The organism is Chryseobacterium sp. AG363, from assembly GCF_003610675.1.
GTDB lineage: Bacteria > Bacteroidota > Bacteroidia > Flavobacteriales > Weeksellaceae > Chryseobacterium > Chryseobacterium cucumeris.
The window spans coordinates 206,161-228,493 of record NZ_RAQF01000003.1; the positions used below are offsets into that span (position 1 = coordinate 206,161).

Sequence of the window (22,333 nt, forward strand, 5' to 3'; positions counted from 1 at the left end):
TGTTAATCAAGTTTTATGGTAAGAGGAAAAGTATAATAGCTACGGGCAATACGACCCTTGGATTCTGCTGGTTTCCATTGGGCTTTCAGAGATTTTATAGCTCTTTCTATTTCTTTATTGAAATCGGCATTATCACCAGTTACTGTGATATCTTCTATTTTACCTTTGATATTAACTATAAACTTTGCCCTCGCTGTGATTGTTCCTTCTATTCCTCCCACATTTATTTTTTTCGTCCTTATTCTGTCAGCAATATCTTTTCGAAGTGCCATCCATCCTCCGGGATATTCTGCAGATTTTGAGTCTTTCGACAAAACATGCTCTTCAGACTGATCTTTAGCCGGTAGAATTTCAGTTTCCTTTACCTGAGAAAATGCGAACCCAAATCCAAGATATAAAATGAATGTTATTATTTTTTTCATGATTTGGTTTTTAGTTATTTATTTTCAAAGAAATCAATGACTAATTCATTGAATAATTCCGGTTTTTCTTCGGGAACATAATGATTGGCATTGGGGATAATAGCTAATTGTCCTTTGGGGATAGATTCTGCGATTTTTACCGTATGTTCTGTTTTTATAAGATCATTATCACCAGCAATGATTAATGATGGACACTGAATTTTATTCAGGTCTTCATACTTCCATTGAGGATACTTCAAATCCAGATTCAGAAGATCAATAAAGATGTCATTTTTATGGTCTTTGTTCTCTTTAGTAAGGCTTACAAGCATTTCTTTCATGGATTTTAAATCATGATCTTTCACTCCTTCCGGAAAAATATTGGCTCCTGAACAGGCAATTTTGTCTACCATTTCTGGATATTTCATGGCCATAGACAGTGCGAGAATTCCTCCGTCACTCCAGCCCAGAATTTTTGTTTTTTTGATGTTCAGCTTTTCTAAAAACTGCTTAATATCCTCTGTCTGAATATCGAAGGTAAGTTCCTTCGTTTTGTCATAAGTAGATCTTCCTCTTTCACGGCAATCTATAATGATCACTTTATATTTTTTAGCAAAGGTGTCTTTTTGATTCATAAAAGCACTTATAGATTGGCCATTACCATGAAGCATAAGAACCGGCTCACCTTCTCCATAGGTTTCATAATATAATTTGATGCCGTTAACATCCATAAATTTTCCTTCCGGCATTGTTCCGATAATACCACGACCTTTAACCAACAAAGATTTGTTACCACTGAATGGTTGATAATCCGAAGTTTCAATGGTAAAATGCTTTACGTGCTTTATTTTCTGAGAATGGATTCCTTCAAACCAGCCACCTGATGTAATATCTTTCTCAAAACCTGAATTTTCCAAAGGGATTTCAATCCACTTTTTTGACTTTCCATCATTGACTTCCAGCTTAAAATCGTCAAAATAAAAATCCCCGTTGTTTTGAGCAAATGCTCCGATAGTCATGGTCTTCGCAGATGGATTGATGGTTCCTTTTATTTCGTAGGTTTTCCATTCACGGGTTACCTGGATTCCATAATATTGATTTTCAAAGAAACTGGTAGACTCATCTTTATTATTTATTCTGCACCATAACCCACAATTGGAGCCATTATCCTCATTCTCTTTTCTGATTTTTGCCGTTATACGGAAGTTCCAATTCTGTTTATGCTCTATATTGACAGCTTGTGTGAATGATGTCCAGTCAGAGACGATTGTTTTTTCCTGGCTGTATCCTAAAAAGAACCAGAGTAAAAGAAAGAAACCGAAATTTTTTTTCATGTATTTAGTTTTTATTAAAAGTAATCATTTTTTACAAGCTGTTAAGATCCTGTGCAATCAGCCATCCTTCACTCCAGCATGCCTGGAAATTGAATCCTCCGGTCACGGCGTCAATATTCAGAACTTCTCCGGCAATATAGAAATTAGGAAGTAATTTGGAAGACATGTTTTTAAAGTTAATTTCCTTTAAATCAACACCTCCAGCTGTTACAAACTCATCTTTGAAAGTAGATTTTCCGGTCACCTGAAATTTCTTTTGGCAGAGGTTTTCCAGTATTTTCTGTATTTCTTTTCCGGAAATATTAGCCACCTGTTTGTTGAGATCGACCTTTGAAATTTCTAAGATTTTCTGCCAGAATCTGTTGGTAATATCAAAGATCTTTGATTGTCCGATGTTTTTTTTAGGGTTGCTTTGCTTGAAATTGTGGAATACTTCTTCTGCTTCATCCATTTCTATGGAAATGAAATTCACTTCAATTTCAAAGTTGTATTTAAGTTTTGCCAGACTGATGGCTTCCCACGCAGAAATTTTCAGAACAGCAGGTCCGGAAAGTCCCCAGTGCGTAATAAGTAAAGGCCCGCTTTCTTCCGTTTTAAGTTTAGGAATAGAAATTCCGGCATTTTCAAAGCTTGTTCCAGGAAGGTCTTTCAGCAATTCATCTTTAATATTGAAGGTGAAAAGGGAAGGCACAAGGTCTACAATCTTATGCCCCAGATTTTCGACAATTTTCAATGATTTTGGAGAACTTCCGGTCGTATAAACGATATAATCTGCTTCAAAATCTCCAGAATTGGTCTTTACAATATACTTTTCGTCCTGTTTTTCAATCTCTTTTACCGTACATTTTGTCTGCACCGTGACATTTTTCTTTTGAGTTTCATTCAGAAAAGTATTGATGATGGTCTGGGAAGAGTTGCTTTCAGGAAAAGTTCTGTTATCATTTTCAATTTTTAAAGGAACATTACGCTGGTCAAACCATTCCATTGTATCACCAGGCTGAAATTTAGTAAAGACACTTAGTAATTCCTTGTTTCCACGGGGATAAAACTGAACAAGTTCTCTTGGATCAAAGCATGCGTGCGTCACATTACAGCGTCCGCCTCCGGAAATTTTAACTTTCTGAAGGACATCTGAGTTCTGTTCTAAAATTGTAATTGTATATTTCTTTTCGTCAAGATTAGATGCGCAGAAAAAGCCTGCAGCACCACCTCCGATAATAATGATCTGTTTCATGTATGGGTAATCCTATGCGGAAGATTATTTTTTCAAAAGTACAATTTTTATAAACCATCTTATTTGAGTATTTTTGAAGATTATAATTTTAATTATATCAAAAACGATTTTCATATGATTTTCTACCATAAATTTGAAGTAAGATGGAGCGACCTTGATGCCAATAAGCACCTGGCCAATTCATCATATGTGCAATATTGTGCACAGGCCAGAATGGCTTTTATGACTAAAGAGAAAATGGGGGTTACCCAGCTGAGCAGATGGGGAATCGGTCCGGTGATCCTGCATGAAAGATATTCTTTCTTCAAAGAAATCTATGCAGATCAGATCGTCATCGTAAGTGTGGAAATAGACGGATGTGCAGAAGATTCTTCCATCTATCGTTTCGTACACAAATTCTATACACCGGACGGAATGCACTGTGCTACGGCAGAAGCTACAGGCGTATGGATTGATATGATGCTTAGAAAAATGACCACTCCGCCGGATGATGTAGTGGAAGCAATGAATAAATATAAAACCGCGGACACTGTTGTATTATCGAAAGAAGATTTCAAAAAGTTTCCTTTCCACCCACACAATATTGACCCGGCTGAAATTAATATATAAATGATGAATGATGGTTGATACAGAATGAAAATCTGTATTCAGGAATATCAATTATCATTTATCAACCATCACTTATAAAAAGAAATTTATGTTTGAAGATAAATCACAGGAGCTGACGCCCATTTCAAAATTAGGAGAATTTGGTCTTATTAAACATTTGACAGAGTATTTTCCGTTATCCAATGAATCTTCAGAGCTTGGAGTAGGAGATGATGCAGCAGTTATTAATCCTGATAACAAAAAAGTAGTTCTTACAACAGACGTATTGGCGGAGGGTGTACACTTTAATTTAGGATATGTTCCCTTAAAGCATTTAGGCTATAAAGCGGTGGTGGTAAACCTGAGCGATATTGCAGCAATGAATGCAACGCCTACACAGATATTGGTTTCCCTTGCGGTGTCCAATCGTTTTCCAGTGGAAGCATTAGAAGAAATCTATTCAGGAATTCAGGCAGCATGTGGAAGATATAAGGTTGACCTTATCGGAGGAGATACAACAAGTTCTAATTCGGGTCTTGTAATGAGTATTACCGCTGTAGGAATTGAAAATGAAGAAAACATCGTAAAAAGAAGTGGTGCAAAACCAAATGATCTTCTTGTTGTAACAGGAGATTTAGGTGGAGCCTATATGGGCTTACAGATTCTGGAAAGAGAACATGCTGTGTACCTTGCTAATCCGAATATGCAGCCAGAAATGGAGGGCTATGATTATATCCTTGAAAGACAGCTGAAGCCTGAAGCAAGAACAGACGTTAAAAAGATTCTGGAAGAACTGGATATTAAACCAACTTCTATGATTGATATTTCAGATGGTCTGGCTTCCGAAATCCTTCACCTTTCAGATCAATCCAATGTTGGATTCAGATTGTACGAGGAAAAAATTCCGTTAGACAATCTTACGATCTCTACAGCAGATGAAATGAACTTAAATCCTGTAATGACAGCTTTAAGTGGTGGTGAAGATTATGAATTGCTATTCACAATCTCATCTGGAGACTTTGATAAAATTAAAAATCACCCCGACTTTACCATTATAGGGCATGCCGTAGAAAAAGAAGAAGGAAACTTTATGGTAGCCAGAGGATCAAACCAATTGGTTGCTCTGACCGCTCAGGGATGGGATGCTTTTTTAAGCCAATAAAATCGAAAAATTATATTTAATTTTAAATATTGTAAGAAAACCGTAGTATTTTTTGCTGCGGTTTTCGCTTTCTCTGATCAAATACATTAGCAATGAATTCATCTGAAAAAAATATTCCTGTTCATAATCTGATGTCTGAAGAATTTCAGGTTAACACTTTAGAAAATGGACATCCGGAGAACTTCGAGGATATTCATCGGCATAATTTTTTTGAGATTATCTGGTTCAAAGAAGTACATACAGATAGCCGTCTTGAACTGGATTTTGAAAGCTATACCGTAAAAAATAATCAGCTCTGTATTATCGTTCCCGGTCAGGTTTTTAATATGAAACTCCGTGATGAAAAAGGCTATGTGCTGGCCATAAGCAAAGAAATTTTCAAAGAAGCCTGTGATACGGAAGTGGTCTTGGCCAACGGAGCAAGACCTTTCTTTTTGGATGCAGAAAGCAGTGAAACCGCAAATATGCTTATTTCAATGATTAAAAGAGAGTATCTGGGATCCGGGCGTGTTGAAATTTTAAAAGCTTATCTGAGAGCCTTCTGCCTGATCATTACAGATCAGATTACGATGCAGAATACTGCTGAAGATGAAAAACCGAGGATTCAGCAACTTGCAGCCTTGATAGAAGAGTATTATATCACAGAGAAAAATACAGACTTTTATGCTGAACAGCTCAAAATAAGTGCCCATCACCTCAATGACATTGTCCGGCTTTCAAGAGGAACGACAGTGAAAAAAATGATTGCGCAGAGACTTATTCTGGAAGCCAAAAGAGAGCTTAGTTTTGGCGCTTTAACGGTAAAGGAGATTGCTTTTAAACTAGGTTTTAGCGATGCTTCTTACTTTTCCCGGTTTTTTAAAAAGCATACCCGGCAGAATCCGGAAGGATTCAGGCCTGGAAAAGGTTAATCCTCAGAATGTTCCTTTGGTTTTTATTTTAAATAAATAATCCGGGGGTAATCAGATAGGGTAATCCTCAGTTTGTGCTATCCTTCCTTCAGTTCTTTTATTGAAAAACGATACTTTTTATAGCAATTTTGCAGCTGAAAAAATCGCCTGAGAAGGCTTATTGTTATTTATGAAGAAGAATTTGAACATCGTAGTGTTTATTCTCGCACTACTCAACACGTTAGAGTCGTTAAGTATAGATCTTTATCTTCCCGCTTTCCCAAGTATGGCGAAGATTTTTAATACCGATATCGGACACATTCAGGTATCCATTTCTGTGTTTTTTGCCGGATTTGCTTTCGGGCAGCTGTTATGGGGACCTTTATCAGACAAAAAAGGAAGAAAACCCATGTTGTATTGCGGACTTTTGCTTTTTATCATAGGAGCTACAGCTATCTACTTTACCTCTGATATTTATGTATTATGGGGCATGCGTTTCCTACAGGCATTCGGAGGAAGTGCCGGAATTGTTATCGGAAGGGCAATTATTATTGATCTCTATGATAAGCATAAGGCTGTCACTATCTTTTCACAGCAGTCGCAGATCAGTGGTATTGCCCCGATTGTAGCTCCGTTACTGGGAAGTGTATTCCTTAAATTCTGGGGATGGAACAGTTCTTTTGCCTTTTTATGCATCATGGGGCTGATTACCTTTTTCATGGTCTACAAGTATGTGCCGGAAACCAATACCAGAATTCATCTTTCCGATGATGAGATGTTGAATGAAAAAGGACTAAAAGATCAGCTGACAATGATCATTTCCAACAGAGACTTTATCAACAGCACCCTGGTAGGAAGTATTGCCTTTGCTTCTTTGATTATTTATATCTCCAATGCACCGTTTTTATTCATGGAGATCCATGGATTTTCGAGCGGTACATTTAGCTTTATATTTGCTTTTAACTCACTGGCATTGATAACAGCCGCTTATATTACGCCTAAACTGATCAAAAGAATAAGCAATTCAACACTTTTATTTGCTGCTACAATTGTTTTGTTGGTGGTATGTACCCTTCATATTCTGATTGCAGCTGAAAATCTTTCTGTAGCCTTAGAAATTGCTATGTTGTATCTGTCATTACTGGCTATTGGTATTTTGTTTCCTATTACATCAGCTCATGCTTTGTCTCCATTCAAAGAAGGCAGAGGAACAGCTGCGGCACTGCTTGGTTTTATGCAGTTGATGGTAACTTTCTTACTATCAGGCTTGATAGGATTCTTAGAAGCAGATTCTATCATTCCTATGGTGGTAACACGCTCAGCAATGGCATTGATTGCAGTGTGGTTCGGATACCGGATTTTTAAAACTCAAAAAAGAGAAAGCTTAAACACCAGTTCTAATCCGGAAATTGATCCTGTTATTTAATCCGGTTGTCATACAATCCGGGCACTTAATCAAGTAATTTTTGTAAAAAATAGTCAAAGGGTTCTCTTTGCATAAAATTTAAATATGAAAAGAACCCTTTCGACAGCTTTATGCTGTATATTGCCATTAGGATATGGGGTAAGTGCACAGTCCGGGCTTTCCGCAGAGCTTAAAACCGAATATATTCCTGCATCCAATTACATCCGTCCGGAAGATAGTACAAAGACCAGTTCTAAAAGTGATTTTAAAAGAGTCGATCTGAATCTAAGTATTCCGTTATCTGTAAAAAAAGATACTGACGGGAAGGTAAGGTCGTGGTCTATGCTATTAAGTGGCTCTTATGCAAAGATGACGCATAAAAATTACGAAACTCAGTTGTTTCCTGATCAGATGCTGAATGCACAGGCCGGAATACAGCATATGAGACCTTTAGGTAAAAAGTGGAGTATGATGATGACGGCATCGGTAGGAGTATATACCGACCTTGAGAAAATAGATTTCGATGATGTACTTGGACAGGGTGGAATTTTATTTATCAGACATTTTAATCCTAACCTTTCATTGGGAGCCGGTCCGGTGCTTACTACTGCTTTTGGTGTTCCTATGATTTTGCCCTGGATTTATTTCGATTGGAAAACAAACGGAAAAGTTAAGTTTAAGATCAATTTCCCGGAAGGGATGGAAGCCGGATATCTTTTTTCAGATAAATTTACTTTAAAGGCTGTTGTAGAACTGAATGGAATGACTGCCGAAAGAAATATAAACGGAAAATCGATGTTGCTAGGATATCAGCAGATCACTGCAGGACTCAGACCGGAATTAAAAATTAACGACCGGCTTACTTTGCGCCTCACAGGTGGAACTGCCATATTGAGGAGCTTCAGCGAAAATGACCGCAAAATCAGCAGTATTTTCAGAGACAAGAAGATAGCAGATCCCAGATTTTCAAGCACATTTTATGCAGCATTATCACTACGCTGGAATCTCCCATAAAAAATACCGGAAGCCTGGAGTTATTAAATTCCCTGCTTCCGGCTTTTTCTTCTATTTACTGATTAATTTCTTATAAACAACCTGATTAAGCAGTTCTTCCTTTCGGGTACGGGATATCGGAAGCTCAATTTTATTAATGAAAAGACGTCCTCCCGAAATCATATCAATATGGGTAATATTGATGAGGTAGGATTTATGAATCCTGAAAAAATGATCTGAAGGAAGGGATTCTTCAATAGCTTTCATAGTCTGATGAATAATCAGTGATTTATCTTTAAAATGAAGCTTGGTGTAGTTTTGCATACTTTCAATGTAGAGAATGTCTACCCAAGAAATTTTAATGAAAGTATCAGATTGCCTTACATACAGAAAAGGATCATCCAGCGAAGTATTTTTTTTCAGCTTTTCACTGATGATAAATTGCTGCTGAGCCTTATTTACCGCCTGATAAAACCGGTTGAAGGCAATGGGTTTTAACAGATAATCTACCACCTGAAGACGAAATCCTTCCAGCGCATATTCAGAATAAGCAGTAGTGAGAATACATAAAGGAGGATTCTCAAGCTGTTCCAGAAATTCAAGGCCCGTAAGATAAGGCATGTTGATATCCAGGAAGAGAAGGTCTATTTCACTCTCCTTTACCTTTGCGTCGGCTTCCAATGCTGTTGCGCACGTTCCTTCAACTGATACAAAATCAATCTGACCGGCCAGTTCTTTAAGATGGAATCTAGCGAGAGGCTCATCATCAATAATAAGGCATTTCATTTTAGGAATATTAGAGCTCATAACTGTCAGATAGTGTTAGTGTTAATGTTATTCTAAAGATGTGATTATCGGATTCGATATTCAGATCATGGGCGTCCGGATATTGTAATTTCAACCGTTTTTTTACATTTTGAAGACCAATTCCACCCGTTCCGTCTTTCTTTTTATAGGTTGCCATATCCGAATAGGAATTTTCGACATAAAAATAAAGACTGTTATTCTTTTCTTTGCAGGAGATTTTCACATAACCTTTATGTCCCGGAAGCCTGCAAACGTATTTAAATGCATTTTCTATGAAAGGAACCAAAAGTAAAGGAGCAATAGAAGCTTTTCTGTTATTGATCTGCCATTGGGCTTTTACGTCCAGCTCATTTCCCCACCTCAGTTTTTCTACCTCAACAAGGTTTTGGAGATACTCAATCTCTTTATCCAAAGGTACCAGTGGCTGATTGCAATGGTACAGCTGATACCGGAGAATATCCGAAAATTTCATAAGCAAAAAATCAGCAAGCTGGGTGTCCGTTTTCATCAGAATATGAATATGATTCAGGATATTAAATACCACATGAGGATTGATCTGGTCCTGTAAAAGCTTGAGCTGGTTTTCCAGATGCGCCTGCTGAAGGAGAATATGATCCCGCTCTATTCTTCCGTGTTCATTATAAAATTTTACACCACACGCTGCTCCGTTGATAAGAAATGAGGCAGGCAGAGACATATAAAACCCCTTCCACAAAAAAGGTAGCTGATCTGTGAAGTTTTCAGGAAGCTGATCTTTGGGCTCCACTTCAAGATACGTGAATATAACGGAGAAAACCAAACTAAGCATGAAAATAACCATTACCAGCTGTACCAGGAACAGTTTCATTTTCTTTTCCCGAAGTGCTTTCGGAAGAAGCTTATTGGTTAAAAAGTGAGTAAATGTAAACGAAAATGCCGCAATGATCGCAGCCTGGGTCATCGCAAGATAACTTTCTGTTGTACTCTGGAAATTAAACCACAATACAATCGCTAATACAAGCCAGAAAATAAAAGTAAATATGTATTCTTTTGCAATAAAAGATTTTGTCATGGAATTGGAAATAGGTTGATAAAAAAATTAGAAACTGCAGGGAAAACAATTTCTAATGGTAAAGATAATTTAAGTTTCTTAGAACAGGAAATAACCTATTCCAAGGGAAAAACTGTGGGGTTTGGACTTAAACTCTTTACTGATGCTCGTAAGACCCGTCTCATATCTCAGATCTACCGTGAAGTTCTTATAATCTAATCCTACACCTCCTGTAACGCCAATATTGGATTTGTCAAACTTTTTAAACCCTTCCTGAATGGCCTGAGAGGCAGATACTTTATTGTTGAAAGCATAGCTGTAAACACCTCCGGCAAATACTCTCACATTAAAGTCATCTGCTTTAATCAGTTTATATCCTACTACCACAGGAATATCAATAGCGTTCCATGAAAGTTTTGAAGAGCTTCCGTCTTGGGATTGGTATGATGTTTTTCTTTTGTTGAACAGAGCTTCTCCCTGCACATACAGTTTTCCGATATCCATTCTTGTCATTACACCTGCCTGATAACCGAATCCGTATTTCCCTTCTAAAGAAGATTCCGTGGAGGTTTTTGTAAAGTTTGCCCCTCCCTTTACCCCAATGTGAAAAGCCGGAGTCTGTTGTGCTTTAGTTTCCATGCTGCAAAAAATGCATAATAGCAATGCAGTTAAAGCGAAAAATTGCTGCTTCATAATTTAATTATTGTTAAAAATCTGATGCAAAACAACAACTATGGCGGATGAAATTAAATTTTATTTGATGAATGGCAGAGATGCTTTGATAAGGATCTTTTTTAAGGTGAAAAATAAAACCGGAAGCAGAAATACTTCCGGTTTTTATTAGTTGATTTTAATAAGGTTGTTCCTCACAAATAGAAGGAGGAGTACATCCACCTCCGCCAGGATTTCCACCTCCACCTACTGCAATGCATTGTCCCGGATTTCCGTCTTCATACATTTCACAAGCGTATCCCCATGCGCATTGACAGTCGTCCTGACAATTGTAAGAGTTGCCTCCCATATGACAGCCATCTATGCCGCTGCCCAGAATTGCAGATAAGTCTTTTCTCAAAAGTTTTTTCATTGTTTTCATGATAATTGGTATTAAATGTTATTGTTTACAATTGTACATCCTTGTAAATATAATAAAATTGTCTTAATGTGTTGTAAATGAATTTTATGTGGAGCTTTTATGTAAAGAAAAGCCACTCTGAAAGTGGCTTTTTATGATGAATAAGAAAAAGAGTATTTAGAAATTAAATTCCTTCTGGTACAGTACACGTTCTTTTTGGAAAAGAGGAATGGTTCCTTCATATCGTAAAGGAGCAATTCCAAAGCCGTAGAACATATCCGCCTGGATTTTACCTTTTACTGTAATCACTCCTTTTCTTGCAGGAACAAGAGTTAATCCTAAAGATGAAAGGGCAGAGGCTCTTCCTTTCAACCCTGAGTTAGCAATAGGAATGGTAAGGAACATTAATCCTACAGCTCCTTTTGCTTCTAAACCACCTTCAGCAGATAAATTTCCCTCTGCAAGAGTAATAGCAGGTTCTGATTTCTTTTGAAGATTAATGTTAATCTCCGGAGTTTTGCTTACTAAAAAGTTAGCATTTCCTTCAAGATCCAAAAGCTTTGCCTGTACTTTTCCTGTAGCCTGTACTCCCAGAAAAGGTCCGGCAGATAGGGTCGGGCTTAAGATCAGTCCTGTAGGTCCCAAAACAATAGGAACGATAGGAATATTAAGATAGTCTGTAGTACTTGCGGTGTAGCCCAGGCTTCCTACAATAGTTGCCGTACTCTGAAGTTTGATATCATCCATGATGAGGTTAACATAGAAGTTAGACAAATGTCCCCATGAGAATGTGATATTATAATCAATCTTTGGTGTAAATCCTCCTTGTACATTTACACTGGATGTTCCAGCTGAAGTTAGAGGAAAGGAATACGTTTTATTAAAATTATAACGGTTGAAAGTAATTAATTTCTGATTTTGAAGGTTTTTAGCTTCAATAGAATGTATTCTTTGATTGATCTGCTCAGAAACCATCCCTTCTACAGGAATATAATTCACCATTCTTCCATCAATATTGACGGGAGCTTTACCGGATGGATCATACACACCGCTCAGGGTTCCGCTGTAGATAAATTCTTCAAGCTTCGCACTGGAAGTCTGTACTGTAAATTGGTTGTTCAATTTTGAGACAGAACTTACTTTTGAAAGAATGGTGTTCACTTGATCTCCTTCTATTTTAGTCCCTACAATAACTGTTCCCACGGAGATGCTATCCGTTTGTGGTGTCATACGGCTAAATGTAATTTCTCCTTCATTGTGAGTTGAAATGGCATTTACTGATTCATCATTCAGAATAATAACATTCTTCTGTAAAGTCAGATTTCCCAAAGTCTTCATAGGGGTAGACTCTGCAGGTTTTTCAACAGGAGCATCCGCCGGATCATCCTGAGAACAAGACGTTAAAAGAAACAAACAGAAAAAAGAAAATAGAAAGGAAAAGTAGAAATTTCTGTTGATTTTAAAGTGGTTGGATTTCATTTTCATATAAAGTGATTTTAAGGTTTAATCAAAATTAAGTGAATTATTTAAAACTTACAAAAGAATTGTGTTAAATTAATATCAACAACATAATGATCTTTGATTATGTTTTTATTATATGAAAAATAAAAACCCGCTATCATCATAGCGGGTTCTATATATTATTTTTTAAAGGACATTGTTAAAGGAACGGAAACATTTGAAGAGACCGGTTTCCCTTTGTCTTCTGCAGGTTTCCACTTGCCCTTATCTTTAATCCGGTAAAAAGCGGCTTCAATGAATGCGTTTACATCTTCATTGTTTCCTTTTACCTTGGGATCAAGAGCATTCCCTTTGGAATCTACAACAAAACTTATCGTTGCCTTGTAGGTTTCCGAAGAAAAGTTAAGAAAATCAAGATTTACAGCTTCATATAAAAGTTTTTGAAAAGCGGTTTTTCCTTTATCGTATTCTGCTTCCTTACTCACTTTTGTTTTTACAGGAGGATCTGCGTTGATCATTTTCTGATCCTCAAGAGAAGCTTTATCCAAAGCGGTCTTGTAAGCTGTTATTTTATCCTCTGTCAAAAGCCATTCTTTCTTGGTTCTTAAATCATTAGGCTTAGGATATTTATTATACAGAGCCGTTTTCTTTCTTTCATAGCGTGAGTCTGCCCTCTGAAATTCAGAAACCTGGGCACTGCTGAAAATAAAAGTGAAAATGAATGCTGATGCTAAGACCTTTTTCATGATTATTAAGCTTTTACAATATTAATAATGACTTCAGTTGCTTTTTCCATGCTCTCCAAAGCTACATATTCGTAGGGTCCGTGGAAGTTGATTCCTCCTGCAAAGATATTCGGGCAAGGAAGTCCCATATAAGAAAGCTGAGCACCGTCTGTACCTCCTCTGATCGCTTTGATCTTAGGTTCTATACCTGCTTCAGTCATTGCTTTTGCAGCGAGGTCTACAATGTGCATTTTACCTTCAAACTGCTGTTTCATGTTTCTGTACTGCTCTTTAATCTCTACTTCAGCAGTTCCTTCTCCATGTTTTTGATTGAATTCAGCTACTTTTTCTTCCATGAATTTCTTTCTGGCTTCAAATTTATCTGCATCATGATCACGGATAATATATTGAAGTTTAGCCTCTGAAATATCAGCCGTAATATCCATTAAGTGATAGAACCCGTCAAAGCCTTTTGTTGTGGCAGGTGTTTCATTAGCAGGAAGCATTTGAGCAAATTCAGCCGCTAATAGAGCAGCATTGATCATTTTTCCGTAAGCATAACCGGGGTGAACACTTAATCCGTGGATTTTCACCACGGCTCCGGCCGCGTTAAAGTTTTCATATTCAAGTTCTCCAACTTCTCCGCCATCCATTGTATAAGCCCATTCTGCACCAAATTTAGCAACGTCAAATTTATGCGCTCCTCTTCCAATCTCTTCATCCGGAGTAAATCCAATAGCAATTCTTCCATGTTTGATTTCCGGATGCGCGATAAGATATTCAGCAGCTGTTACAATCTCTGCACAGCCGGCTTTATCATCAGCACCAAGAAGCGTATTTCCGTCAGTAGTAATTAATGTCTGACCAACATATTTTTTTAAGCTTTCAAATCTTGAAGGAGATAGTGTGAATCCTGTTGCCTGGTTCAAAAGAAGATCGTTTCCATCATAGTTTTCCCAAACCTGAGGTTTTACATTTTCTCCGCTGAAATCAGGTGAAGTATCATAATGTGAAATAAATCCGATGGTAGGTCTGTCATCATTTTCAAGGTTAGAAGGAACATAGCCCATAATATAACCATTGCTGTCTATAGAAACATCTTCCAGACCGATGGTCTTCAGTTCTTCAGTAATATAGTTGGCAATATCCCACTGACGTTCAGTAGAAGGTGTAGTTTCACTTTCTGCATCACTGGTTGAAGATATTTTTACATAGCTAAGAAAACGGTTCAGTAATTTTTCTTTCCACAAAGGGTTGAATTCTATTGTACTCATCAGATATCATAAATTTTAACAAAGTTAGCAAATTTGATGCTGAGAATACGTTATTTGCGATTTAATATCAATTATTGAAATTATGAATCAGATATAAATCTTTGAAAATCAAAATAGTGTTAGCTTTGTATATATAGTGTACCAAGTAGTTTAGTTTTATTATATTTGAGAAAATCAAAAAGTAAAAATGTTTCTTACCGAATGTCCTAGAGATGCAATGCAGGGATGGGGAGAATTTATCCCTACCGATAAAAAAATAGATTATATCAACTCCTTGATGGATGTTGGCTTTGATGTATTGGACTGCCTGAGTTTTGTTTCTCCTAAAGCGATTCCGCAGATGGCTGACTCTGATGAGGTGGCAAAAAATATCGACAAATCACGTTCCAAGACCAAAGTTTCTGCTATTATTGGTAATTACAGAGGAGCCGAAAAAGCATTAAAACACGAGTCAGTAGATATTCTGGGCTTTCCGTTCTCTATTTCTGAAACTTTTCAGCACAGAAATACGAATAAAAGTCAGGAAGAAGCTTTCGATGAAATCATTAAAATGCTTGAGCTGGTAAAAAGTGAAGGGAAACAGCTTAATATCTATTTCTCGATGGCTTTTGGAAATCCATATGGCGAAATGTGGAAGTGGGAGGATGTTGACCAATGGGCACAAAAGTTTTCGGACATCGGAGTAAAAGATATTTTATTATCAGATACTACCGGAGTGGCAACTCCTGAAACGATTGCTCTTTTGTTTGAAAAAATACCTTCAAAATATCCTGAAATTAATTTCGGGGGACACTTTCATAACCGTTATGAAGATTCTTATTCAAAATTAAAAGCGGCTTACGATCAAGGCTGCCGAAGATTTGATAGTGCCATCAAAGGAATCGGAGGATGTCCAATGGCTAAAGATGATCTTGTGGGAAATATGCCTACAGAACAGGTGATCAATTTTATGAGTGTGGAAAAAGCTGAACATAAACTGAACCTTCTGAACTTTGAAAGTTCTTATAACAATGCGAAGGATATTTTTCATTTTTAAGAAGAATAAATTTCTCGCAGATTCTGCAGATCCCACAGATAGAAAAGAAGATCTGCTTAATCAGCAGAATCTGTGAGAAAACTATCAATAGGAGCGGGCTTTAGCCCGCTTTACTATATTAAAATACATATGGCTTTAGCCAAAACATAATTAAATTAACCCAAAAATCAACAAAATGACTCCAATAATTTCGTCATCTGAACTCAAAAATATCCCTGCTGAAAATCTTATTATTCTTGATGCTAGAACCGGAAAAGATGTAAAGCAAAATTATCTTGAAAAACATATTCGCGGAGCAAGATTCATTGATCTGGATAAAGATCTGGCTGAAATAGGAGAAAATGCAGCTTTCGGAGGCAGACATCCGCTTCCGTCGGTAGAAAAGTTTGCTGAAACGCTTTCTGATCTTGGGATATCAGAAGAGGCCCATATTGTTGTCTATGACGACAAAAGTGCTTCCAATGCAGCAGCAAGAGCATGGTGGATGCTGAGATCTTTCGGGTTGGAAAAAGTTCAGGTTCTTGATGGCGGAATGCAGGCAGCGGAAAAAGCAGGATTAGAATTTTCTTCCGGGGATGAGAAATTTGATAAAGCAGCTTTAATTAAAAAAAATCACTGGAGTCTTCCGGTTTCGAGTCTGGAAGTGGTTGAAAATGAATTAACAAACGATTCTTCTACAGTTATTGATGTAAGAGATGCTTATCGTTATAAAGGAGAATCTGAGCCTATTGATTTGGTCGCCGGTCATATTCCGGGAGCGATTAATATTCCTTTTTCTGAAAACCTTGATGAAAGCGGAAATTTTCTGAGTCCGGAAATCTTAAAAGAAAAATACAGTAAGTTATTACAAAATAAGCCTGAACATCTGATCATTCATTGTGGTTCTGGAGTTACTGCCTGCCATACAATTTTAGCTCTGGACTTTGCAGGATTTCCCATCCCAGCTCTGTATGTAGGTTCATGGAGTGAGTGGAGCAGGAGAGAAGGAAGAGAAATAGCAAAAGATATTTAAAAATAAAAACCCCGAAAATACTTCTTCGGGGTTTTATATTATTAAGAGTAATTAAAGCATTCCCAGCTCAAACTTCGCCTCTTCGCTCATCATATCCTTATTCCAGCTCGGTTCGAAAGTAAGCTCTAAATCTACACTGTTTACATGCTCTACTTCAGCCACTTTATCTTTTACTTCCTGAGGAAGTGTTTCTGCAACAGGACAGTTGGGAGTAGTAAGTGTCATGATAATTTTTACGTCAGCATCATCGGAGATCTGGACATCGTAAATCAGCCCTAATTCGTAAATATCTACCGGAATTTCAGGGTCATATACGGTTTTTAATACACCAATGATTTCCTCACCAATGTCAGCAATTTGATCGTCTGTAAATTTCATTTTTTAATCTAGATTGATATTCCTTTTCAACAAATCTTCCTGACGCATGCGCCGGAAAATATTTGCCAAAGTTAAGACATCTTTTTCACAATAGTCAACAATTCTCTGCAAGTCTTTTTCTATGTAGTAAATTGATGAAACCATTGAGCCGTCAATATCATCTTTCGGAGTAGGAATACCAAAGACATGCGCCAGTAGTTCCAGCGATACAAAACTCTTATAATCTCCGAACTTCCAAAGCTCCATTGTATCTATGTGGGGAACCTCCCATGGTTTTTTTCCAAACATCTGGAACGGTGCCGGTGGCTGTATTCCATTGATTAGATATCTTCTGGCAATCCAAGGAAAATCAAATTCTTTTCCGTTATGTGCACAGAGAATCACATTGTAAAGCCTTGGACTGTTGAAGATTTCTCCAAATTCCTTAAGCATTTTCTTTTCATCATGTCCGGAAAAGCTTTTTATTTTTAACGTTTCATTCTTTTCGACCATTCCGATGGTGATGCAGATGATTTTTCCAAATTCGGCCATAATACCGGCTCTGTCATAAAATTCTTCTGCGGAGATATCGTCTTTTCTCTGAAATTTGGTTTTTTTATCCCAAAGATATTGCTCGGTTTCAGATAATTCGTCCCATGATCCTGCCTGTGGAACAGTCTCAATGTCAAGGAATAAAACTCTTTCTAAGGGTATGTTCTGTATCATATGTGTTTTTCTTGGGTATCTATCCTACCTGCATTCCATTTTTTGTTGGCAATGAAGGAGCCAAAAGTGTAACATCTTTTTTGTCCTCTCCATATAATCCTAACACAAGACATTCACTGAAGAAATTGGCGATTTGCTTTTTAGGAAAATTTACTACTGCTAAAATCTGTTTTCCTATCAATTCATCTTTTGTATAAAGGGACGTAATCTGTGCGGATGACTTTCTGATTCCTAAATCTCCGAAATCAATCTCCAGTTGGTAAGATGGGTTTCTTGCTTTTTCAAAATCATTTACTGAAAGTATGGTTCCACATCTGATGTCTATTTTTTCAAAATCCGCCCAGGTGATCTCTGGTTTTACTGTCATGGTATTTCGTTAATTAAATGTTCTACTTCTGTTTTCTGTTCTGCATACTTTTGCTGCAATACTGAGCCTTCACCCATTCTTTTGTAGTATTCCAATGCTTTTCCTCCAAAGAATTTTTTATGAAAATCCGAAACTTCCGGGATCTGTGGGAAAACCTTGTGAAAAAGCATTTCATAATACGCCTGAAATTCCCTTTCATTTTTGTCTTCAATAACTTGTCCGGGTGCTTTTTGTCTTACATGAAGCATTTCGTGGGCAACCATATTCAGAACAAGGTTCAGGTCAAAATCAAATAAATTTCGTGGGATCATTACGGTTTGTGGTCCTCCCAGCTCCCCTTCTGCCGTAAGAAGCATCGAAGTAGGAGATAGCTCTTCCCTGAAACCAAATCCCGCAAAGTTCTCATGTTCCAGATTAAAAGAATGGATCAGGTATTTTGCTGCATCCAGAATCTGGTTGTGTTCTTTGTAGGCCTCAAGGTGTAAGTTGATCTGCTCGAAATTCATCTGAAGTATGTTTTAAACAAATGTATTAAAATATTGAGAATACCAATAGTTTTTGCTCCAAAGGTTTAGAGTAGAAAAATAAATTTTTTTTTTACGTCAAGTTCTGTCGCTTCTGGGGGTGATCTTTGCTTCAAGAAAAAACACAGAAAATGAAACTAGACTTAAAAATTCCAGGTGGACATCTTTTGCCGGAAACCACCTAAAAAAATAAGGCTAAAACCTGAAGACATTCTACTAAAAAGAGCTTCAAAATCTTAACCTTTATAAATCAATACAAAATTACACAAAATGAACGATATGGAAAATAGTACTACAGATGTTCCTGTAGAAAATACACCATCACAAACACTTTTCAGATTTGTAAGCCTGAGAAGCCCTGAACTATCTGATGATACCAAGAAAGATAAAAGATTCATTGTTATTCCTCAGGATCTGAAAAATGATAACGCCTTTTATGTCCCTGTTGTTAACGGAACCGGAGCTAAACAAAAATTACTGAAAACATGTGCCGCTAATTATGCAAATAATCCGGAACGTATTTCAACAGACCCAAACAGTGCGAATAGTTTAGAGGGTTTCAAAAGAACCTATAAGGCTTACTATGTATTTGGAACCTGGTTAGCAAAAAATAAGACTATATGTACTTATGAAGAGGTAATTGCTAAAAGAGCCGTTTTGACAGATCCACAGGCTACTCCCGCAACCCCTCCTCTGATCAGTTTATGGAATAATCTGATTTATCAGGTGGTAACTCAGAAAGATTTTTACGTTAAGGAAGTTATCATGCAGGTGCTTCTGGCTCATCACATTCTTTCTGTTTCAGACAAAGAGGAAATGAAGACAGCACTTGGGGCAAGAGTTGTTTTGCCTAAAGAACTGATGATGGATGACAAGGCTCTTTCTAACTTGCAACCTTCTTCAAGAATGGTTTCTGAAGGCCCTAAAGAAACTTTTCCAACACAGGAAATGCAACAGCAACAGCTTATCTCTGCTGCAAAGATCAAATTGGAAAGATATGAGGCTTTAAAGAAAAACCTTTCCAGTATTGAAAGATTATATAAAGCAGAATATCAAAAAGAATATGCGGCAGCAGAAGAAATTCACCAGAAAGAAATAGCCCCGCTTATTGAACAATATAATAAAGATGTAATCGCAAATAAGGATAGATACTGCCAGGTACGAAATCAGGATATTAAATATGATCCGGCAGATCCTTGCCAGCAAATTCCGGAAATTCCCAAGCCGCAATTACCTAAACTTAATTTTCAATTTAGACAGGAAATAGAGGCAGATTCTCTATTAAGAGCCATAAAGCCGGAAAATTTAGATACTTTTTTGGATGTACTTGGGTATGATTTTCAGAAAGATGCAGGAGAAGAACGCTCAGCATCATTAAACTCTACAGATCTTAATATTTTGTTAGAGGGTAGAAATACCTTTTCCGAGATTGATATATTAGTAAAAGAAGCTGTTGAAAAATCCAACAATATTATTGTGGAAAATACTAATACGGAGCATGAAAGATATACTAGTATAGGAGGAGTTCTTATTCCGGTAGCAAGAACAGTGGCGGTTCCTTTTACCTATCAGATTTGTCCAAAATATGTTCATAAGGGATTTACTTTTGATATCGCACTTACCGTTCCGGATTCATCTTGGGAGGTAAGTAATATCTCTTACAATCTTACTCCAGGCAACGGTTCAGCAAACATCAATAGTGATTATTATGTAAAGTCCAGATCAGGAAATATTATTTTCCTCAATGATCTTTGTATGCCTGGATTAGACTTTAATACCATACAGGATGCTTCTTTAAGTGCTAAAATTATGTTCACGAATGGAAAGCTTGCCAATATCTATGCCAGTAAACTGCAGGCAAGAGCATGCCTTTCTGATAAATTTTTGCTAGAGGTGGATGAAGGAGAACCTGTAGATACTGAAGATGAAAATAATTTTATTCCGTCAGGATTCGGATTTAAACAAATTGGTATTGCAGACTATTTGAAAGTGGAGCAGACCACACATGCCTATGTTGAAGGCGAAGTCGCCCATATTGAAAATATTATGGCCAGAGAGTATCGTGAGAAATCAACCAGAAAATTAAGAAGAAGTGAAAATACTACTACTACTTCTTCTGATACTGAAAGAGAGCAGCTTACCGATACGACAACAGCTACCCGTTTTGAAATGCAGAATGAGATCGCTAAAATGATGCAGGAAGCATCAGACAGCAATACTCAGTTTGGGATAAATGCAAGTTACAAAACAGTAAATGCAAATATCAATACGAGTTTAGGATTAGGTAATGCCAGCCATAGTTCCAGAGATGAAAGTACCAGACAAGCCGTTACTCAGGCCCAGGATATTACCGCAAGAGCTATGGACAGGATTGTCACAAAAGTTCACGAAGAAAGAATCGAGAAAATTATTGAAGAATTTGAAGAAAATAACACTCATGGCTTTGATAATAAAAAAGGAGATAAACACGTAGTAGGCGTTTACAGATGGGTAGATAAATTGATGAAGAATCAGATCTATGATTATGGAAAACGTATGATGTTTGAGTTTATGATTCCTGAACCAGCAAAACTGCATTTGTTGGGGATTGCAAAGAGCAAGTTTGTAAAACCTGAGGATCCAAGAACTTCTGATGTAATGCCGATGAAGGATCATACAGCATTGGAAAATGATGTGATTTTTAAGTATTGGGCAGGAAAATATAATATTACTGCAGACAAAAGATTAAAGCCTGTTATTTATATTTCAAATGCATTTTCTGAGAAAAACCTTGGAGTTGATAATGAATATGGAGTAGGAAGATGGACCGGTGTATATCATAATAATGACTTTAAAATTCCTGAAAATTATGAAGCCATTTATGTAAAAGGCTCTTTAAGAGCTGGTGCAGGTGCTATGAATGATGGATTGGGAATGAATTCTAGACATACTGTATATGTTTGTGGTAAAGAAGTCGGAACAGCAGTAGATATGCCTCTGGATTCGATAAAAGATAAAATTACAATTTCTTTTATTTCATGGGATATGAAAGGAGTTACTGGTTCACTGGTTGCAACCTGTCAATTGACACAGGAAGCCAAAAGGGAATGGCAACAGGAAACTTTTAAGGCTATTATTGATGCATATGAAGTGGCTCTGATTGAATATAATAATGCGGTTTCTCAAGAAGAAAACAAAGCTTCTGCGATTAAAGGCTCAAATCCTAACTTTTACAGACAGATTGAAAATACGGTTCTTAGAAAAAATTGTATTTCCTATATGGCAGACAGAGCCCCGAATGCTATTCATGGTTACGGTTTATCAGGGTTAACTCAGGGAAGTTCATTTACTGATTATGAAACGAAGCTTTCTAAGGATCTTGACAAATACTCCGCTTTTGTAAAATTCATGGAGCAGGCATTTGAATGGGAAAATCTATCCTATTATCTGTACCCATATTATTGGGGAAATAAACACAACTGGTCAGATTTGTATAAAGCAGAGAATACGGATCCCGTTTTCACGGCATTTTTACAAAGTGGAATGGCCAGAGTGGTGGTCACGGTGCGTCCTGGTTTTGAAGGTGCTGTACAATTTTATCTGGCAACAGGAAAAATCTGGAATGGAGGTGAAGTTCCTGTCATCGGAGATGACCTTTATCTATCAATTGTAGATGAAATGAAGCAGCCAAAAGGCAAAAAACATGGAAAAGCATGGATTACCAGACTTCCTACTACTTTAAATATTCTTCAAGCTGAAAGTATAGGATTAAAAGTGGCTCACGCCCTGCCATTTACGGAAGAAAATCCAGATGACTTTGAAGTTCCTTCCGAAGTAATTACTAAGGATAGATTCAATTTCGACCCCAATGACAATCTTCTTGGATTAGAGTCGCTTGAAGGCCAGAAAGTTATTTCAGGAGACTGGAAATAACATAATTATTAACCTTAAAAATT

General features: G+C 37.1%; 22 protein-coding genes. 8 read left to right on the forward strand and 14 right to left on the reverse strand.

Annotated features, from left to right (window positions below; genetic code table 11):
* Positions 1–2: 2 nt before the first annotated feature.
* Genes DEU39_RS13895 through DEU39_RS13905 form a run of 3 tightly spaced genes read right to left on the reverse strand, consistent with a single transcriptional unit; the run spans position 3 to position 2,969 of the window.
* A complete protein-coding gene (locus DEU39_RS13895) occupies positions 3–422 on the reverse strand; it encodes an energy transducer TonB (RefSeq protein ID WP_120232363.1) in 420 nt (139 codons plus the stop codon).
* 14 nt (positions 423–436) lie between these two features.
* Complete coding sequence (locus tag DEU39_RS13900; RefSeq protein ID WP_120232364.1) at positions 437–1,735, reverse strand: alpha/beta fold hydrolase; 1,299 nt, start codon at positions 1,733–1,735, stop codon at positions 437–439.
* A 31-nt stretch (positions 1,736–1,766) separates the two neighbouring features.
* Positions 1,767–2,969, reverse strand: coding sequence for an NAD(P)/FAD-dependent oxidoreductase (locus DEU39_RS13905; RefSeq protein ID WP_120232365.1), 1,203 nt, complete (start codon positions 2,967–2,969; stop codon positions 1,767–1,769).
* A 114-nt stretch (positions 2,970–3,083) separates the two neighbouring features.
* Here DEU39_RS13905 and DEU39_RS13910 point away from each other — a divergent pair, with 114 nt between their 5' ends.
* The 5 genes from DEU39_RS13910 (at position 3,084) to DEU39_RS13930 (ending at position 8,028) form a co-directional block, all read left to right on the forward strand.
* Positions 3,084–3,578 carry an acyl-CoA thioesterase gene (locus DEU39_RS13910; protein ID WP_114819788.1) on the forward strand — a complete coding sequence of 165 codons (495 nt, stop codon included), beginning with the start codon at positions 3,084–3,086 and terminating at the stop codon, positions 3,576–3,578.
* An 88-nt stretch (positions 3,579–3,666) separates the two neighbouring features.
* Positions 3,667–4,719, forward strand: a complete 1,053-nt coding sequence (gene thiL, locus DEU39_RS13915) for a thiamine-phosphate kinase (RefSeq protein WP_062672952.1) — start codon at positions 3,667–3,669, stop codon at positions 4,717–4,719.
* Between the two features lie 92 nt (positions 4,720–4,811).
* Entirely contained in the window at positions 4,812–5,630 is an 819-nt protein-coding gene (locus tag DEU39_RS13920; RefSeq protein ID WP_120232366.1) for a helix-turn-helix domain-containing protein, read from the forward strand.
* Between the two features lie 169 nt (positions 5,631–5,799).
* A complete protein-coding gene (locus DEU39_RS13925) occupies positions 5,800–7,035 on the forward strand; it encodes a multidrug effflux MFS transporter (RefSeq protein WP_120232367.1) in 1,236 nt (411 codons plus the stop codon).
* Positions 7,036–7,119: 84 nt separating this feature from the next.
* Positions 7,120–8,028: a DUF6268 family outer membrane beta-barrel protein gene (locus DEU39_RS13930; RefSeq protein ID WP_062672958.1), complete on the forward strand. Its 909-nt coding sequence runs from the start codon at positions 7,120–7,122 to the stop codon at positions 8,026–8,028.
* 51 nt (positions 8,029–8,079) lie between these two features.
* Here the strand turns inward: DEU39_RS13930 and DEU39_RS13935 are convergent, their stop codons facing one another.
* From DEU39_RS13935 to pepT, 7 genes are all read right to left on the reverse strand, one after another.
* Positions 8,080–8,814: a LytR/AlgR family response regulator transcription factor gene (locus DEU39_RS13935; protein ID WP_120232368.1), complete on the reverse strand. Its 735-nt coding sequence runs from the start codon at positions 8,812–8,814 to the stop codon at positions 8,080–8,082.
* Positions 8,804–9,865, reverse strand: a complete 1,062-nt coding sequence (locus DEU39_RS13940; protein WP_120232369.1) for a sensor histidine kinase — start codon at positions 9,863–9,865, stop codon at positions 8,804–8,806. The genes DEU39_RS13935 and DEU39_RS13940 overlap by 11 nt, the downstream gene beginning before the upstream one ends.
* A 78-nt stretch (positions 9,866–9,943) precedes the next feature.
* Positions 9,944–10,537: a porin family protein gene (locus DEU39_RS13945; RefSeq protein ID WP_120232370.1), complete on the reverse strand. Its 594-nt coding sequence runs from the start codon at positions 10,535–10,537 to the stop codon at positions 9,944–9,946.
* A gap of 157 nt (positions 10,538–10,694) precedes the next feature.
* Complete coding sequence (locus tag DEU39_RS13950; protein ID WP_047426682.1) at positions 10,695–10,937, reverse strand: hypothetical protein; 243 nt, start codon at positions 10,935–10,937, stop codon at positions 10,695–10,697.
* A gap of 156 nt (positions 10,938–11,093) precedes the next feature.
* Positions 11,094–12,401 (reverse strand): hypothetical protein, encoded by a 1,308-nt coding sequence (locus DEU39_RS13955; RefSeq protein ID WP_120232371.1) that lies wholly within the window; start codon positions 12,399–12,401, stop codon positions 11,094–11,096.
* A gap of 155 nt (positions 12,402–12,556) precedes the next feature.
* Positions 12,557–13,123, reverse strand: a complete 567-nt coding sequence (locus DEU39_RS13960) for a hypothetical protein (protein WP_062672969.1) — start codon at positions 13,121–13,123, stop codon at positions 12,557–12,559.
* Positions 13,124–13,128: 5 nt separating this feature from the next.
* On the reverse strand, positions 13,129–14,376 hold the full coding sequence (gene pepT, locus DEU39_RS13965) for a peptidase T (protein WP_120232372.1): 1,248 nt from the start codon (positions 14,374–14,376) through the stop codon (positions 13,129–13,131).
* A gap of 187 nt (positions 14,377–14,563) precedes the next feature.
* On the opposite strand from pepT, the gene DEU39_RS13970 reads away from it, so the two are divergent.
* Together DEU39_RS13970 and DEU39_RS13975 are read left to right on the forward strand one after the other, a co-directional pair.
* On the forward strand, positions 14,564–15,412 hold the full coding sequence (locus DEU39_RS13970) for a hydroxymethylglutaryl-CoA lyase (RefSeq protein WP_120232373.1): 849 nt from the start codon (positions 14,564–14,566) through the stop codon (positions 15,410–15,412).
* A gap of 175 nt (positions 15,413–15,587) precedes the next feature.
* Positions 15,588–16,424: a sulfurtransferase gene (locus DEU39_RS13975; RefSeq protein WP_120232374.1), complete on the forward strand. Its 837-nt coding sequence runs from the start codon at positions 15,588–15,590 to the stop codon at positions 16,422–16,424.
* A 51-nt stretch (positions 16,425–16,475) separates the two neighbouring features.
* Here DEU39_RS13975 and DEU39_RS13980 read toward each other — a convergent pair whose 3' ends face one another.
* From DEU39_RS13980 to DEU39_RS13995, 4 genes are read right to left on the reverse strand one after another with little or no spacing between them, the layout of a single operon-like run.
* Positions 16,476–16,802: an SUF system Fe-S cluster assembly protein gene (locus tag DEU39_RS13980; RefSeq protein WP_047422116.1), complete on the reverse strand. Its 327-nt coding sequence runs from the start codon at positions 16,800–16,802 to the stop codon at positions 16,476–16,478.
* A 3-nt stretch (positions 16,803–16,805) separates the two neighbouring features.
* Complete coding sequence (locus DEU39_RS13985; protein WP_120232375.1) at positions 16,806–17,507, reverse strand: 3'-5' exonuclease; 702 nt, start codon at positions 17,505–17,507, stop codon at positions 16,806–16,808.
* Positions 17,508–17,526: 19 nt separating this feature from the next.
* The gene (locus DEU39_RS13990) at positions 17,527–17,874 is read right to left on the reverse strand and encodes a tRNA-binding protein (RefSeq protein WP_120232376.1); all 348 of its coding nucleotides are present in this window, start codon (positions 17,872–17,874) and stop codon (positions 17,527–17,529) included.
* Positions 17,871–18,380 carry a hypothetical protein gene (locus DEU39_RS13995; RefSeq protein WP_120232377.1) on the reverse strand — a complete coding sequence of 170 codons (510 nt, stop codon included), beginning with the start codon at positions 18,378–18,380 and terminating at the stop codon, positions 17,871–17,873. The genes DEU39_RS13990 and DEU39_RS13995 overlap by 4 nt, the downstream gene beginning before the upstream one ends.
* A gap of 288 nt (positions 18,381–18,668) precedes the next feature.
* Between DEU39_RS13995 and DEU39_RS24720 the strand changes: the two genes are divergently transcribed.
* Positions 18,669–22,310 (forward strand): hypothetical protein, encoded by a 3,642-nt coding sequence (locus tag DEU39_RS24720; protein ID WP_228436785.1) that lies wholly within the window; start codon positions 18,669–18,671, stop codon positions 22,308–22,310.
* The last annotated feature ends 23 nt before the right edge of the window (positions 22,311–22,333 follow it).